We start from the raw sequence: 14,368 nt of genomic DNA, 5'->3' as shown, positions 1-14,368 counted from the left end.
TTAACCTCCCACCGGCGCGCCGGTCTGCGCCGGGCCGGGTTGCACGCCGCTGTGGACGTGGTTGATCTGGCTGATGCCGGCGGCGACCTGATCGCCCTGGGAGACGATCTTGCCGCTCATGCTCAGGGTCGGGCTGTCGATGTTGACGCCGCTGCTGGCGCGGATATTCAAGGTCGCGGTGTCGATATCGATGACCCGCCCGCGCTTGAAGTGGATCTTGTCGCCCTCGTCGGTGTAGATCGCCACTTCGCCGGCAGCCAGGGCCTTGAGGCGATAGCGCCGGTCCGCCACCACCAGCACCACCGCGTGTGACCGGTCGCCGCCGAGGAAGGTGGCGATGCCCTCGGCGCCGGCCAGGGGATTGCTGGTGAAACCGTAAGGCTCGAAATGCTCCATGTCGTCGTTGACCTCGCCGGCGGTAAGGCGCATTTGCAGCGATTGCAGTTTGTTGGCCGAGTTGGCGAGCACCACGGTGCCCCGCGCCAACAGGCGTGTCAGTAGGCTCATGCTGAGTTCCTTGGAGGGTAGGAGCCGGCTTGCCGGCGAACAGGGGTTGCGCGGTTTCGGGCCGGATGCCTTCGCCGGCCACCCGGCGCCTACGGATGGGCGCGGGTTTCAGGTGTTGCCGGGTGTCGGGTTGGCGTCGAAGGTCTGCGGCGGCGCCACCTGCAGGGTGGTGATCGAGCCCTGCTCGGACAGCGACCAGGTGACCTTGGAGATCAGCATGTCCCGGTCGAACCCCAGCACCGGGTCGATCACTCGCACCAGGGTGTTGTGGCGCCACAAATCGCCATTGCTCTGGCGCCAGCCCTGCACCTGGTAGGTTGTGGTCAGGGCCTTGCCGGTGCGGGTGCCGCACTCCCAGTCAGCGCGCTGCTGAGCCAGCTCGGCACTCAGTTGCGCCGCCTCGCTGATCACCGTCACCCGTTTGCGTGAAGCACTGGCATCGCTGGACTGGCCGGATACTTCGCTGACTGCAGCCCCACTGCTCTGGTCGCTACCCTTGTGCTGGCCGATCACCCGGTACTCGGAAAACACCGCGGAAAAATCCATCGGTGCATTGGCCGAGAGAATGTTCTTGCCCAGCTCCAGGGCATCGCTGGCGCGCCCACCGCTGCCCGGCGCCGCCAGCAGCAGGTAACCGTCGGCGTCGTCGGTGGAAAATACCCGGTACAGGGTCAGCAAACGGTCGATGGAGGCGAACACCGTCTCCCCCGGCACGATGCTGTGGGTGTGCAGCTTGCTGGTTGGAGCGATCTCGCTGCGCACCCCGACCCCATAGGAGCCGGCCAGGGCGCGGACGATGCTCAGCACGTCCTGCTGGCGCCACTGACTCGGCCGGTTGATGGCCGCGCAATCCACCAGATCCTGGGTCAAGGAACTGCCCTGGACGCTCAGGCTGATCTGCTGGCCGTCATAGCTGATCGGCGCCTTGTAGACATGCCCGGTGAGCACCAGGTCGCAACCGATGCGCACCTGACAGCGAGCGCCCGGGCGGATGCGCACCTGCGCATCCTGCCCTGGCCATTGCCAGGTGATGTTGAGGCTGAAGGTGCGGAACTGACGCTCCAGGTCGGCGCTGATCTCCACGCTCTTCCAGCCGCTGTAGTCCAGCCCGTCCACCGTCAGGGTGACGATATTTGCCAATTCGTCCATGGGTCACTCCCGAGCGATTTGCAGATCAGCCGGCGGCAGGAAGCCCGGATGAGCCACCCGGTTGCGCTGCACCACTTCGCCGACCCGCGTCGCATCGGCAAACCGCTGATAGGCCAGCACCAGCGCCGGCAGGCTGCTTTTGGGGCTGAGGCTGACCAGCCGCACCCCCGAGGACGCCACCGCATTGAGGTGCCCCTGCACCTGCTGACGCAGGGTGTTGAGCGCCTGGTAATGCACCGCGTCGGCCTTGAGCGCGGCTTGCCAGATCAGCTCATTGAACTGATCGCGCAGCGCCAGCACATCGTCGGCCACCGGCACTTCCAGGCGCTGCACCGGCCGGCTGGCCTGCTGCGCCAAGGGCGGCGTGTTCTTGAGCTTCACCACGGGCGTGGCCACCGGTAACGCCGACACCAGCCGGGCGATCTGCACCAGCAGCGCATCCTGCACCAGGTTGGCCACCGCCTCGGCCGCCGCCGTGGTGTCCTTGCCGGTGGTCAGCTTCGGCGCATCGATGCGCCGGGCCGCCTCCACCTGTTGGGAAATATCGGCGAGCATCTGCCGATAGCCGCTACGGGCAAAGTCCTTGAGCCCGCGTACATCGTCCAGCAGCCCCTTGAACTCCGTGCTCAGCTCCTTGGGTATTTCCTTGACCGCTTTGACCAGGGTGTTGAGATCGCCATAGAACTCGATCAACGGCTTGAACTCGTGCTCGATGACCTGATACACGTCCGCCAGCCCCTGGCGCAAAGACGCCACGCCGATCCGCGCCTGCTTGATCAGGTTGGTGGCAAACTCGAACCGCAGCACCGCCGCCCCCAGCAAGGTATCGCTGGCCACCAGCACCTGCTGCTGGGTATTGACCACCGCCGAGGGAAAGCGCAACGGCTGGTCCGGGTAGAACTTCAGGCTGAAAGTCACCAGGCCGCCGTCCTGGCGGCTCTGGGTCATCTCGCATTCGCCGACCTTGACCTGAATCCGCCCGAGCCAAGGGTGCACCAGCTCGCCACTGCCCTCCTCCAGGGCCTTGAGCAGCCTGTCGCGCTGCGCCAGGCAATCGGCACCGACGATAAAGGCCGTCAGCTCGTGGATTTTCGCCTGCTGGCCAAGGCCCTCGAAAAACGGCTGATCGCGCTGCGGGTACTCGTGCAACTGACCTTTCTGGCCCACCGGGGTTTTCGCCTGATCGACCCAGAACGGCACGCCGCGAAAGGACGCGGGCAACAAACGATCACGCCAGTTATCCGCCATTGGAACCTCCTAGGGAAAGTGAGCGATAGCCCAGGGTCGAAGCCACGTTCAGGCCTGGTTGATTGGTCTTGGCCTGTTCGGCACGCAGGCCGGGAGGGGCGTTCTCAAAGCGCAGCAGCAACCCGCCTTCAAGCCGAGTGCGATTGTTGGCCGCCGCCTGTTGCAGCAGCGAACTGGAGCTTTGCGGCAAATTGCCCGGGGTCAGCAGCGGAGAAGGTGTATCGGTCAGCGAGTCCTCACCCCGGTTTGCCGAGTTGTTGTGCTCCACCACACTCTCGGTCAGCGAATTGATGCTCCCGGTGACACTGACAAGCAAATTGCCAAAGGTCGCTCTGAGCTTTTCGCGGATTGGCTCCAGGACCTTTTCCAGCCGCTCACGAAACGAAGAGAACCACTGGATCAAACCGTCAAGGTCCTTTCTCATCCCCTCACCGGGTGACCAACTGAACAGGCTGGCAACGTTGTTCTTTGCCGTGATCGACAACGCCCAGATCAGATCCCAGATCGCTGCAAACAGGCCTACCACGGGTTGCCAGTTACTGCTTATCAAGCCAAGCGGGCTCCACTCGAAAACCTCTCGCAGGCTGCGAAAAATCACCTGGACAGCCTCTCTGATCGGTTCCAGGTTTCTGATCAACACCCCAAACCCGCTCATGTTGAAGAGCAGATTCAACGCCTGGTACACCCGCCCGGTACCGGCGCTGAAGTCTTGCCAGAGGGCGCTCAGATAAGCGCTGACCGGCCCCCAGTTGGCAATCAATTGCCCAATGGGCGTCCAGGCGAACACCTCCTTGAAAAGACCGACCATGGACATGATCGTGGGTGAAATCTTCCCCCACAGCTGGATGAAAAACCGCGAAACCGGCTTCCAATTGGCCACCACCACACCGGCTACCGCAGCAATCGCCAGCATCGCCAAACCTATAGGCGAGGACAGTGCGGCAAAGACCGTGGCCGCCGAAGCTGCCACCGTAAAGGCGATTGCGGCGGCCGCGAGTCCCTCCACCAACCCGGGGTTATCAGCGACAAATTGACCGACCGATGTCAGTACGGGCTGAAGTCCCGTGACAATGCTGTTGATGGCCGGCAACAGTGCAACCCCCACATTGAGGGTGATTCTTTCCACTGCCTCATCGAAGTGCTTGAGGTTTTGCGCGGTATTGCCCAGCTCATTCTCCGGACTTGACTCCCCCCTGACCGCGGCAGCCGTGACAGCCTGGATGTTCTCCGCCTTGATCGCCGACTGCATGCCCGCAACAAAGGGGGTCAATAGGCCTTGCCCAGAGAACAATCCTGAAAGATCGAGATCTCCTAGGCCACTTTCTTCCAGGCTTTTCCTGAACTTACCCACCACTTGGCGAATGCCGGTGAGCTCCGGGTCGACGGCCTTGCTTGCGCTCTCGGCCACAGCAGGCTTGACCACCTCACTTTCGGCTTTGACCTGCTGCACAGGTGCTGCCGGTTTAGCCTGTCTTGTCTGCTTGGGCCGCCGGCCCTTGGTCTTGTTTCTTTTTCGATACGCCATCACTGCACCTGCTGCATCGCATTGATCCGTTGCGCGTGCTCCAGGGATTCCCGGAGCACATCCAGTGGCCTGGCCATCATCTGTTCGGGGTCGACCTTCCAGAACCAGGCCAGGTCATAGGCGACAGCGATCAGGTCGGCGATGGCTGCGATGCCGCACTCATGAAAAAACTCGCCACCGCCCAGCTCAGGGCGTTGAGGTCCACCAGGTCCAGCTGGTTCACCGAGGACGGTGGAATACCGGCGCAGACCGCGATGTATTTGGCCGCGACGTCCATGTCGAGGCTGACTTCTTCGCTCTTGTCGATCTTGTACGGCAGCGCCTTGATCGCCCGCACTTCCTGCACCGTCGGACGGCGCAGGGTGAGTTCGGCCAGAGGCTCGCCGTGGGCCTCGATGGGTACTTGCAGCTTGACCAGGTTGCTCATTGCCAGGTCCCCTTCTGCCCTTCGAAGTTCAGCTCGATGCTGGCGTCATCGCCCTTGGCAATAGGCTCGTCCACCAGGTAGGCGCCGGCCAGCACGTAGACCTTGCCGTTGGCGAACTCGCAGGTGACGGTCATGTCGGAGCCGGCAATCAGCTGCTTGAGCGGAAAGTCCGGGGTGTGCAGCGCAGTGACTTTGAACGACGGGGTGAGGTCGGTTTCCTTGTAGAAACCCGGAACCACGGTTTCCCGCTTGACGGCCATCAGCGGTGCTTCGCAGCCGCCGCTGATGGTCAGTTGAGCGCCGTCCACTTTGACGTAGCAGGTGCCCGCAATCAGTTGACCCATGATGTTTCTCCCAAAAAATAAGCCCGCTCAAGGCGGGCTGAAAAAGCGCAGTGATGCAGGTCCGGCTCAGGCCGCGGCGTCGTACTGCAGACGGAATTGGTTGAGCAGCGCAAACACCCGCAGGCCGTTGATGTAGTCCGGCGGGAACAGCACGTTGACCCGGCTCGGGTCCTGCACGTCGCGCTCGACGATCAGGTGCTCGGCGAACAGGTCGGCGTTCTCCACATGGCCTTCCAGCTCCAGCTTGGCGTACTGGGCGATCAGCTCACCGCGAATGGTGCTCGGGGTGACGATCGGCTGGCCGGCGCCGAAGCGGGTGCCGTCGGCGGCCAGCTTGTGGCGCCCGTACTTGCTGGTGATCACGCTTTGCAGCCGGCGCACGATGAACGCCGACTGGTGCATGGTTTCGCTGTCCAGGTAGGAGTTGTCGGCCTGGCCGTAGGCGTTCTTCTGGTAGGTGGTGATCGCCCGCTGAATGCGCATGTAGCCGCCTTCGTAGTAGGCGGTGGCGATGCCGTAGCTGAGCAGCGACTGACGCTCGGTGAGGGTGAAGCGTTCGCTGGCCGGCGCCGGATCGATCCCCGGCAGGCTGCCACTCTGGGTCGGACGGCTGGCGTCAGCGGAGATGAACACCGAGGTCCGCGCCGCCAGGGCTGCGGCCTGAACCCAGACCGGTTGTGGCACGCCGGTTTCCAGGGCCTGGATGGTGATGTGCTGATCGTTGCGCGCCTGACCGGCCGCCACCAGGGTGCCGACGGTGCCGCGCTTGGCGCTGTAGACATGGCCGAACAGCTGCTTGGCCCAGGACCAGCGTCCGGTGTTGTCGTCCATCACCGCTTGCCAGGCATTGAGGCTGGCGGTGTCGGTCCAGGGCATGCAGATGAACTCGAACGGCTCGTCGCCCAGGGCCGCCAGGGCCGCGACCTGATCCGGCACGCCGGTGCCGCCGGCCATCTTGCCCAGCACCAGGGTCAGGCCGGCCGGGGTTTCTTCGCCATTACTCTTGCCCAGGCGATTGAGTTGCAGGCTGATGTCATTGCCGCTGTCGCCGGTCCACTTGGCGCTCAGGGTCAGCGTGCCGTCGACGGCTGCTGCGGTCACCGGCAGGTCCACCGCCGCATTGACCTTCAGCGCCAGGGCGCTGGCCGCCTGAGCGGCAGTGGCGCCGCTGACGATCGAGGCCTGCACCCGCACACCGCCGACGTACAGATTGAGCAGGCCGGCGGCGCTGGCGCTACCGGTGAGCTTCAGCTCGGCCTTGGCCACGCTGCCTTCAGTACTGTGCAGCGGCAGGCACCAGATCTCGCCCACCGGGTCGGTCTTGCGCCAGGTTTCATACATCGAGGCGAGCATCGAACCTTGCCCGCCGATGCTCTTGGCCAGGGCCACGCTGGACACCAGCACCAGCTTGCCGAGGTCATCGCCGGCCTGGTTGTCATTGACCTGGGCGACGATCAGACGGCGCATGGCCGAAGACGCGCTATTGGCCGCCGAGTTGTCCATCTCGGCGTAGAACAGCGGAACACGGATGTCCGCCGGGATATTGCTGAAACCGATCGCCATTATTTGGCTCCTTGAGATTTCGCCGCTTTCACGGCTTTGCTAGTGATATCGCCATCGGCCAGACGCCGGCGCCACCAGGCGTTGTCCGGCACTTCACGGCCGGAGGCGGGCAGCAGATCGCCTGCTTCCGGGTCCGGTACGGCACGGCCAGCGACCGGCAGCACGGTGATGCGTTTGCTCATTGCTTCAGCTCTCCTGAAAAAGTCAGCTCCAGGCGCCCGTCGGGCCCTGGACGTTGCAGATTGGGGTCCGCCGGATCGATGGCATCGACCCGCACCGTGACCCCGGTAAAGGACGGCAGGCCGTCGAGTTCACGCTCATGCCAGGTTTCCGCCGGCTGGCTGGGCAAGTTGCGCCCCAGCTGGAACTCGGCGAAGAAGCGCAGGCGGTAGAGCAAGCGGGTGGCGTCGAGCGACACCAGCTCGCCGCCGTCGTACTGGATCGGGTTGTACTCGGCGCCGGGTTTGAAACCGACCAGGGCGCGCCAGAGTTCGGCGCGCAGGTCGTGGAGTTGGTCGAGGGCTTGTTGTGGGTCGGTGGCGTCGAGGAGCAAGGCGACTTCGAAGCGGTCGCGGATGGTCTGGCGGTAGACGTTCAGGGCAGTGTTGCCGGAAGCCAAGTCGTTGATCGGAGCCCAGTACGCAGCCGGTAGGGGTTGGCTGGTGTTACCGCCCAGAGTATCGAGGTTGATGCCCGCCAGAATGCGCCCGCTGAGACGGGGACACTGGCTGTGCAGCTGGTTGATAACAGCGCTGAGTTTCATCGAGTGGCTCCAGGACCGGGACCGATCCAGGTCCGTTGCGGGCTGCCACGATCGAGCATCAGGGCCTCTCGGGAAGCAGTTGCCATAGGTTTCTCCAAGGCACAAAAAACCCGCTGCAGCGGGTGGGAGAGAAGTAGCCTGAAGCATCCGCCCCAGGCCGATGACAGGGTCCTGCGAATGCCCGCAGGCCCCCAGGTTCAGGCATAAACGATCACGCACTCGGACAGCGCGGCGTAGAGTCCGGCCGTGACCGGTCCTTGAGTTCCGACCAGTCGAGCCATGAACTGCAACCTGTCGGTATCCGCGGGGTAGTGCGCAGCGGCTTGCCCCAGGGTCAGGGCATTGCCGAGCGCGTCCAGGATCTGCACACCGACATTTCGCGCCGCGCTCGCTCCGCTGCGCTCGTTCTCCAGTGTCAGGCCGTCATGGCTAACACCATCGAAATAGACCTGAACCGTCTTCGCGCCGTGGCACTTTTGCGGGTCAAGCAAGACCTCGAACGTGACCGCCGGGCCGCCCCCCTGGTCAATCTGCGAGACCGATGTCGCTCCCAGATCGACAAACCGCTCCCACTCCACGGCGCGAGCACGCAATGGCAGAAGCTCCACACCGGTACACAGATCGTCGTCAATGCTGCAGGCAGGCGCGACAACCCTTGCCAGGAAATTCATGAACTGAAGATGCTTTTGCGAAGCCATTGATCTATTCCTTCACGTCAACAGGAGCCGATAGACGTTGATCCGGCACCTGTATGGTTAAAGCTCAGGCTCCCGGCAACTCCCGGGACATTACGCGCAACGCATAGACTCCCGCCGGCAAGAACTGCGATGCCGCAGGAAACGCGGTTCTACGGCCGCTGTTTTTTCGCTGATCGACCTCTCACTCCTGCCCGACAGGCAGCAGTGCTCGACCTTCATTGAGCCCCGCCTGCAGCGCCGTCCAGAACTCGGCATTTTCATAGCCCATGGCCCAGACACTGGTACCACCCAGGCCCAGCTTGGTCACCAGCGCGGTCTTGGTCTTGATGCTCGTGGCATCGTCGTACCAGAGCACCGGCTGCGCGCGCTCCGGGGTCCATTCCACGCCATCGGCGAAGCTCTTCACTGGCCCCCAGGTGGCGTAAGGCGTTGCGGAAGCGGCGTCCCGGTGGGTGACGGCGCGGTGCTCGGCAATCACTTCCTGATAGGCCGACCAGTGCACCCGGTTGCCAATGCTGTAGTCCTGACCGTAGGCCGGCAGCCCGGCCAGGACCTTGCCCGGCGCGACTCGCGATACCGCGTAGCCGAGCACAGCCCGTTGCCAGTCGGCGCCGGAGCCCGGGCCGGGCCAGACTTCGTCATGGAAACCGCCGCTGCTCCAGCCGGGGCCGACCTGGTCGTAGGTCATGACCTGGACGTAATCCACCGCCGCGCCCAGGGCCTTGTAGTCGTAGCCTTGCAGGTACTCGGGCTCGCGGTCGCTGGACTTGGGCGGGACGCTGATGATCAGTTTCTTGCCACTGGCATGCAGGGCATTGCCCAGGGCTTTGACATAGGCGGAAAAGGCCTTGGCATTCCTCGGTTCGACCTGTTCGAAGTCCAGGTTGATGCCGGCAAAACCGCCCTCCCTGGCCAGCCTCACCAGTTGCTTGATGCTGCCGGCACTCAAGGTCTTGTCGTTGACGATGGAGTGGGAAATGGCCGGGTCAAAATCAGCAATGCCTTGGTTGTAGTCGGACACGGTGGGGTACAGCGGCAGCGATTTGGACTGGGCGAAGCGAATGATGTTTTCGCTGGTCGGGTTCATCCCTTCCTGGTGCAACTGGCCGGTGACGGTCAGCCCGTAGATACTGCCCAGGCCCACTGCGGACAGGTTGCCGTGGAACGCTTGCAGGTTGCTGTAGGACGCTTCGACCTGGCCGTCGGTGTAGGCCAGGACAAAGGGCCCTGCATGGGCTGTGGCCGCCAGCAGCAAGCTGCAGCCGACGATCAATGTCTGGAACAGAAAGCGCAGGCCTCGCTTCGAGGCCGGGCTGCTGATGCCTGGGTTCATGACTACTCCTGCGGATTGTCCGCGTACTTGAAAAGGCAGAGTGGGTTGCAGCGCAACGCTGCACATGGGGTGGCTACGGCAAAGCTCGCGGGGCTGACGCAGCGTCAAAGCTGCACCACTCTGAGTGGTTTTTTGGCGGGGGCTTTCTCGGCCTTGGCTTTGGCCTTGCCTTGTTTGCCGCCGTTGCATTCGACCGTGGTGCTCCAGCCCGACGGGTTGAACAGTTGCTCCACCGAGTCCACCAGGTACTCGCCGTCCAGTCCGGCCTTGAAGCCCTGGGCATTGATCAGGCGCTCGGCAAACAGATCGGTGCGCCCGGGCATTTCCAGGCGCAGGCTGGCGCTGCTGCGGTTGAAGGCTGCCAAGCGAGCCTTGGCCGCTTGCTCGGCGGCGGACTTGTTGGGGTACAGGTGCCGATCGGTGTGCACCGCCGGCACGCTGGCCGGCGAGTCGCTGTTGCCCAGGTCGATGACCTTGAGCGTGCCGCTCTTCGGGTCCTGATGCTTGGTCTGCACCGCCTTGTGGGTGCTGCTGTCACTGAGGCGGAACTGATAGCGGCTGACGTCGCGGCGGCTGAGGCTGACAACGCCCAGGGCCTTGCCGCTGGCACTCAATCCGGACTGACGGGGCAGCACCAGCAACCTGCCTTCGGCCACCTTGGCGGTACAGTCGTACTGCCGGGCCAGGCGGGTGATGAAGTTGAAGTCGGACTCGTTGAGCTGGTCGATCCGCGGCACCTTGGTCGCCACCGGACAGACCGCCTGCCAGCCGTTGCGGGCCGCCAGATCGCGGACGATCTGCGCCAGCGCCACGTTCTCCCAACTGCCGCTGCGGGTGGTCTTGCCACTGCCGCGCATGTCGCTGGCCTTGCCGCGGATCTCGATGGAATCCGGCGGCCCGTTGACCACCACTTCATCCACCGTGTAGCGCCCCAGGCGGGTCAATGCCTGCCCGGCATAGCCGAGGAACACTTCGATGGCGGCGCCACGACCGGGCAAGGCGACCGCGCCGTCACGGTCATCGATGCGCAGTTCGAACTCGTCCGCTTCCATGCCCGGTTTGTCCAGGGTGCGCAGCGTCAGCAGCCGGTCATTGATCTGCGCGGTGATGTCGCGGCCATCGGCGAGGATGCGAAAGACCGGGGTCATGGCCTGTGCTCCAGAAAATGAAGACCCCGCACGCAGCGGGGTCTGTTGAGTGGAGGCCAGGTCAGTCCCATAGCTGAACCATCGCCTCTGTGCGGATCGGCAGCTCCGGTAGCAGGATCAGTACCCCGGCCCGAAAGGGTTGTGGCTCGTCGGCCAGGCCCTGGTTGGCGTCCAGCACCGCCTCGACGCTGCCATTGAGGTGCCCGTAGTAGCGATGACACAGGGTGTCGAGCAGATCGCCGTCAGAGGTTCTGCAGGTCGTTGCCATAGCTCACAAACTCCAGTGAAAACCCTTGTTTGCGGGGAATGCCGCCCGCCAGCAGGTGGCTCTGTTCCTCGTCGATGCTGGTGAGGCACCAGGTGCCCAGCACTTCGCCGTAGCCCGTGGTCAGGCTCAGGGGCTGCAGGCGCCGGCCAATGCTGCGCAACGCCTGCAACTGCCCCAGCCCGCCCTTGAACCCGGGAAAGATCGCGCCCTTGAGGGAGATCTTGTCGTCGCCCTGCCCCACCGCCTGCTGCGCAATGCTGCGGCTCAGGCGCTCCTGGGCCGCCCAGCGAAAGCCGGTTTGCCGGCGCAACTCATCGAAGGCCGCGGTATCGAGGTTGAAGTAGAACGGCTCGGCCGCGGCCCCCAGGGGCTGCAGGATCAGCAGGTGCGGGAAGGGTTTCACCGCCTCCGCCGCCGGGGTGTCCTGAGGCGCCAGCGCGCCGGAAGGAAAGATATTGCCCAGGGCCGGGCTGATCTGCCCGCCGATGCGGTTGATCGCCGCGCCGGCCTTGGCCACCTGCTCCTGCAGGGCGCCAAGACGCTGCTGCATCTGCCCCGCCACGGTCACGGCCTGGCTGTACTTGGCCGCGACTTCACCCACCGCCGACTGCGCCGCGCCGATGCTGCGCATCGTGCGTTGCAGCTTGGCGCCCAGCACCGGGCCGACCCAGGGCAGATTTTCCAGCTCCGAGGCGGCGCCGGTGATGTCGCTGATGGCGCCGTTCATGGGCCCAAGCATTTCATCGGCGCTGCGCCGCCCCGCCTCCGCTGCCGCCACCAGGGACGTAAGCCCCGATTGCAGCTGTTCCATATAGGCCATGCCGCCTCCTTAAACGTGTGCCGCGTCGAACAACTGACGACCCGCCGCCTGACGGCTGTATTCGTCGAACTGAAAGCGCAGATAGGGTTCCAGCTCCCGGGCCAATTGCGCCGGATCTCTGACATCGCCCTGCACCGAAATCGACAGGTAAGGCGCGAAGCTGAACTGCTGTTCAATCGCCGGTAGTGCCGCCGATTTGAACGGCTCCGGAGGATTGCTCAGCGAAAGGCTCGACGCCGACGGTGCCGGACTGGCCAGCGAACGCGCGGCCTGCCCCATCAGCGGAGGCGTCTGGCCCGGCTGGAAGGACTTGGCGATATCGCCCATCACCGGCGGGATGTTCTGCCCGGCGTTGCGCATCATCAGCGGACCGGCTGCGGGCATTTGCTTGAGCGAGTCGTCGGAGCCAAACAGTTTTTTGCCCAAGGCCCCACCAGCGGCAGAACCGCCCCTGGCGCCCAGTGCACCGCCCACCAGCCCACCAATAACAGTACCGATGACCGGCACCACGGAACCAATGGCGGCCCCTGCTGCTGCTCCGGCAGCGGCGCCTGCAAGATTGCCTGCCGCCTCGCCATAGCCTTCGGCTTTTTCATCCTGGGTCTTGGCATTCAGATAGGTGTCCGCAACCTGGAAACCGGCACCGAGCACCGATAGGATCGCGCCGCCCTTGAGCAAAGGTGCGAAACCTTTGGCCACAGAGCCAGCGCCTTTCAGTGCGGCACCGGCCACGCCAGACCTGACCGCCCCTCTGGGCATTTTTTCCAGACCACTGGGCGTCAAAGGGCTCTTGCCACCTTGAATGCCCGCCCCCCTCGCAGGTGGCCTGCGCCTTTCAGCCTTACGCCCACCACGGCCCCGACGGCGTTGCTTGTCCAAGCCGCAGTCGATCATGGGCTCGCAACAGTCAATGCCTGGCGCATTGCGACCGGGCGCTCGCTTTGCCGCCTTGGGGTCAACTTTCAACCCACCCCGCAAGACATTGATCAGGCCCTTGCTCATGGTGTAGACCGCCATGAGCTTTTGCACCGCGACATACGCGGCGCCCAAAGCGACCACACCCTGCACCAGCGATGGGTTGTGCTCTGCCAGCTCGGTCAGCTTTCCGACCACCACGGTGATGCTTTTGGCCACCAGATCCGTCACCGGTTGCAGGGCCTGCCCCACGACCCGCTGGCCTTCATCGATGGCTAAACCTGCTTCAGCCCACAACTGCTTGGAGGCTTCTCGACGCTCCGCGAGGTTCTTGTCGATAACCCCCGAAGCGCTCAACGAGTCCTTCTTCACTTGCTCATACTGCTGCCGACCCTGGGTCTGGGCTAGCAAGGCCGCCTTGATCTGCATATCGGTAAACAGGTCACCAGTACGCAGGGACTCTTCCAGAGCCTCAAGCATAGCCTTGGCCTTGGCCGGGTCGGTTTCCTGGCTGATCTTCGCCTGGGCCTCGGCCATCTTCGCCGCCTTGGCCGGGTCGATGGCCCTGACGTAGCGCATGGCCAGGGCAAAGCTCGCCTCCAGGCTCGACATGCCCTTCTGGATACCGGTATTCAGCGAAGCCTGATAATCAATGCCGGCGTCTTCATAAGCCTTGACCGCCTCACTGGAGCCGATTTTCTCGATCCAGTTCTGCAGTTGGCCAGCGGCCTGATCGGCACTGCCCGCAGTGTTCATCTGCACTTGCAGCATGGACCCCAACTGACTCACCGCCTCCATACCGGTGAGTCCTTCCGCGCTCGCGCTCTTGAGCAGCGCCGGGAGCAAGCGCGCCATGTCGGCCGCCTCGAAATTGCCGGCCTGCCCCTGCAGGGCGATGGCCTCAAGAGCCTGCTCCATGACCTTGGGGTCGCTGATTCCAGCTTTGAGCTCCAGGGCCCGCATCAGCTTCGCGGTGTCGTCGACGCTCGCGCCCTGCCCCACCGCAAACTTGGCGGCCAACCCTGTGTAGCCTTGCGCCTTGTCCAGCGACATGCCGCTGGCCATCATCTGGCTCACCAGAGCCGCCACATCGTTACGGGCCATGCCCGTGTCACGGGAGGTCTGAATCACCGTGCGGCTCAGCTGCGCTTCCTGAGGCTGGTTGACCACATTGGCCTTGATCGCCATGTCGCGGATCAGCGCTTGATAATCAGCACTGATCTTGACCGGGGCGCGGAGCTTATCGACGCCAAACTTTGCCCAGTCATAAGCCGCCTTGAAGTCGGCCTTGCCCTGGGCTACCTGCTGCAGCCCACGAGCCTGAAGCTCAGAACCCCGGGCCACCTTGCCCAGCGCTTGATATTCCTGGCGCAGCTTGTGCACCTCAATACCCTGCTGGCGCAGTCCGTTGCGGCTTTCTTCCAAGCGGCGCAACAGCCCGGCCGCGGAAGCGGCGCCGGTGTCATGGGCCTTTTTCCATTCATCCTGCAGGCGCAGGGTCTGGCCGATGGTCTTTTCCAGCACCCTGGCCTTGCTGCCCTGCTGCTCCAGCTGCTTGATCCGGTCTTCCACCGTCTTGAAGGCGGCGTCCCAGGTCGAACTGAGGGCAGTACCCACTACCACCAACCCCGATACCAGTTTGTTCGCCATGTGCTTCTCC

15 protein-coding genes are annotated in these 14,368 nt (G+C 63.9%); all 15 read right to left on the bottom strand.

From position 1 onward, the window contains the following. Complete coding sequence (locus ACMGF8_RS11470) at positions 1 to 507, bottom strand: phage baseplate assembly protein V (RefSeq protein WP_115581718.1); 507 nt, start codon at positions 505 to 507, stop codon at positions 1 to 3. 108 nt (positions 508 to 615) lie between these two features. Continuing rightward, positions 616 to 1,656, bottom strand: a complete 1,041-nt coding sequence (locus ACMGF8_RS11465; RefSeq protein WP_102861415.1) for a phage baseplate assembly protein — start codon at positions 1,654 to 1,656, stop codon at positions 616 to 618. 3 nt (positions 1,657 to 1,659) lie between these two features. Continuing rightward, a complete protein-coding gene (locus ACMGF8_RS11460; RefSeq protein WP_416759676.1) occupies positions 1,660 to 2,904 on the bottom strand; it encodes a DNA circularization protein in 1,245 nt (414 codons plus the stop codon). Further along, positions 2,894 to 4,429, bottom strand: coding sequence for a hypothetical protein (locus ACMGF8_RS11455; protein ID WP_416759674.1), 1,536 nt, complete (start codon positions 4,427 to 4,429; stop codon positions 2,894 to 2,896). The genes ACMGF8_RS11460 and ACMGF8_RS11455 overlap by 11 nt, the downstream gene beginning before the upstream one ends. 130 nt (positions 4,430 to 4,559) lie before the next feature. Further along, positions 4,560 to 4,856 carry a phage tail assembly protein gene (locus ACMGF8_RS11450; RefSeq protein ID WP_060842631.1) on the bottom strand — a complete coding sequence of 99 codons (297 nt, stop codon included), beginning with the start codon at positions 4,854 to 4,856 and terminating at the stop codon, positions 4,560 to 4,562. Beyond that, a complete protein-coding gene (locus ACMGF8_RS11445; protein WP_016965085.1) occupies positions 4,853 to 5,200 on the bottom strand; it encodes a phage tail tube protein in 348 nt (115 codons plus the stop codon). Before ACMGF8_RS11445 ends, ACMGF8_RS11450 begins: the two co-directional genes overlap by 4 nt. A 66-nt stretch (positions 5,201 to 5,266) precedes the next feature. Next, positions 5,267 to 6,763 (bottom strand): phage tail sheath subtilisin-like domain-containing protein, encoded by a 1,497-nt coding sequence (locus ACMGF8_RS11440; RefSeq protein ID WP_102861411.1) that lies wholly within the window; start codon positions 6,761 to 6,763, stop codon positions 5,267 to 5,269. After that, positions 6,763 to 6,945, bottom strand: a complete 183-nt coding sequence (locus ACMGF8_RS11435) for a DUF2635 domain-containing protein (protein WP_047302105.1) — start codon at positions 6,943 to 6,945, stop codon at positions 6,763 to 6,765. The genes ACMGF8_RS11440 and ACMGF8_RS11435 overlap by 1 nt, the downstream gene beginning before the upstream one ends. Beyond that, positions 6,942 to 7,526, bottom strand: a complete 585-nt coding sequence (locus tag ACMGF8_RS11430; RefSeq protein WP_416759671.1) for a hypothetical protein — start codon at positions 7,524 to 7,526, stop codon at positions 6,942 to 6,944. The genes ACMGF8_RS11435 and ACMGF8_RS11430 overlap by 4 nt, the downstream gene beginning before the upstream one ends. Before the next feature lie 197 nt (positions 7,527 to 7,723). Further along, positions 7,724 to 8,224 carry a fimbrial protein gene (locus ACMGF8_RS11425; protein ID WP_102861409.1) on the bottom strand — a complete coding sequence of 167 codons (501 nt, stop codon included), beginning with the start codon at positions 8,222 to 8,224 and terminating at the stop codon, positions 7,724 to 7,726. A 181-nt stretch (positions 8,225 to 8,405) separates the two neighbouring features. Continuing rightward, positions 8,406 to 9,557 carry a glycosyl hydrolase family 18 protein gene (locus ACMGF8_RS11420; protein WP_416759669.1) on the bottom strand — a complete coding sequence of 384 codons (1,152 nt, stop codon included), beginning with the start codon at positions 9,555 to 9,557 and terminating at the stop codon, positions 8,406 to 8,408. A 104-nt stretch (positions 9,558 to 9,661) separates the two neighbouring features. After that, positions 9,662 to 10,705 (bottom strand): phage late control D family protein, encoded by a 1,044-nt coding sequence (locus ACMGF8_RS11415; protein WP_416759667.1) that lies wholly within the window; start codon positions 10,703 to 10,705, stop codon positions 9,662 to 9,664. A gap of 61 nt (positions 10,706 to 10,766) precedes the next feature. Further along, positions 10,767 to 10,973, bottom strand: a complete 207-nt coding sequence (locus ACMGF8_RS11410; protein WP_047302087.1) for a tail protein X — start codon at positions 10,971 to 10,973, stop codon at positions 10,767 to 10,769. Then, positions 10,948 to 11,793: a phage tail protein gene (locus ACMGF8_RS11405; RefSeq protein ID WP_103741615.1), complete on the bottom strand. Its 846-nt coding sequence runs from the start codon at positions 11,791 to 11,793 to the stop codon at positions 10,948 to 10,950. Before ACMGF8_RS11405 ends, ACMGF8_RS11410 begins: the two co-directional genes overlap by 26 nt. A gap of 9 nt (positions 11,794 to 11,802) precedes the next feature. Next, positions 11,803 to 14,358, bottom strand: a complete 2,556-nt coding sequence (locus tag ACMGF8_RS11400) for a phage tail tape measure protein (RefSeq protein ID WP_416759664.1) — start codon at positions 14,356 to 14,358, stop codon at positions 11,803 to 11,805. Between the last annotated feature and the right edge of the window lie 10 nt (positions 14,359 to 14,368).

It is taken from the genome of Pseudomonas sp. BNK-7, from assembly GCF_048072025.1.
GTDB lineage: Bacteria > Pseudomonadota > Gammaproteobacteria > Pseudomonadales > Pseudomonadaceae > Aquipseudomonas > Aquipseudomonas danubii.
The sequence above is the reverse complement of the archived record's forward strand: the minus strand, read 5'-3'. Positions and strand labels throughout refer to the sequence as shown.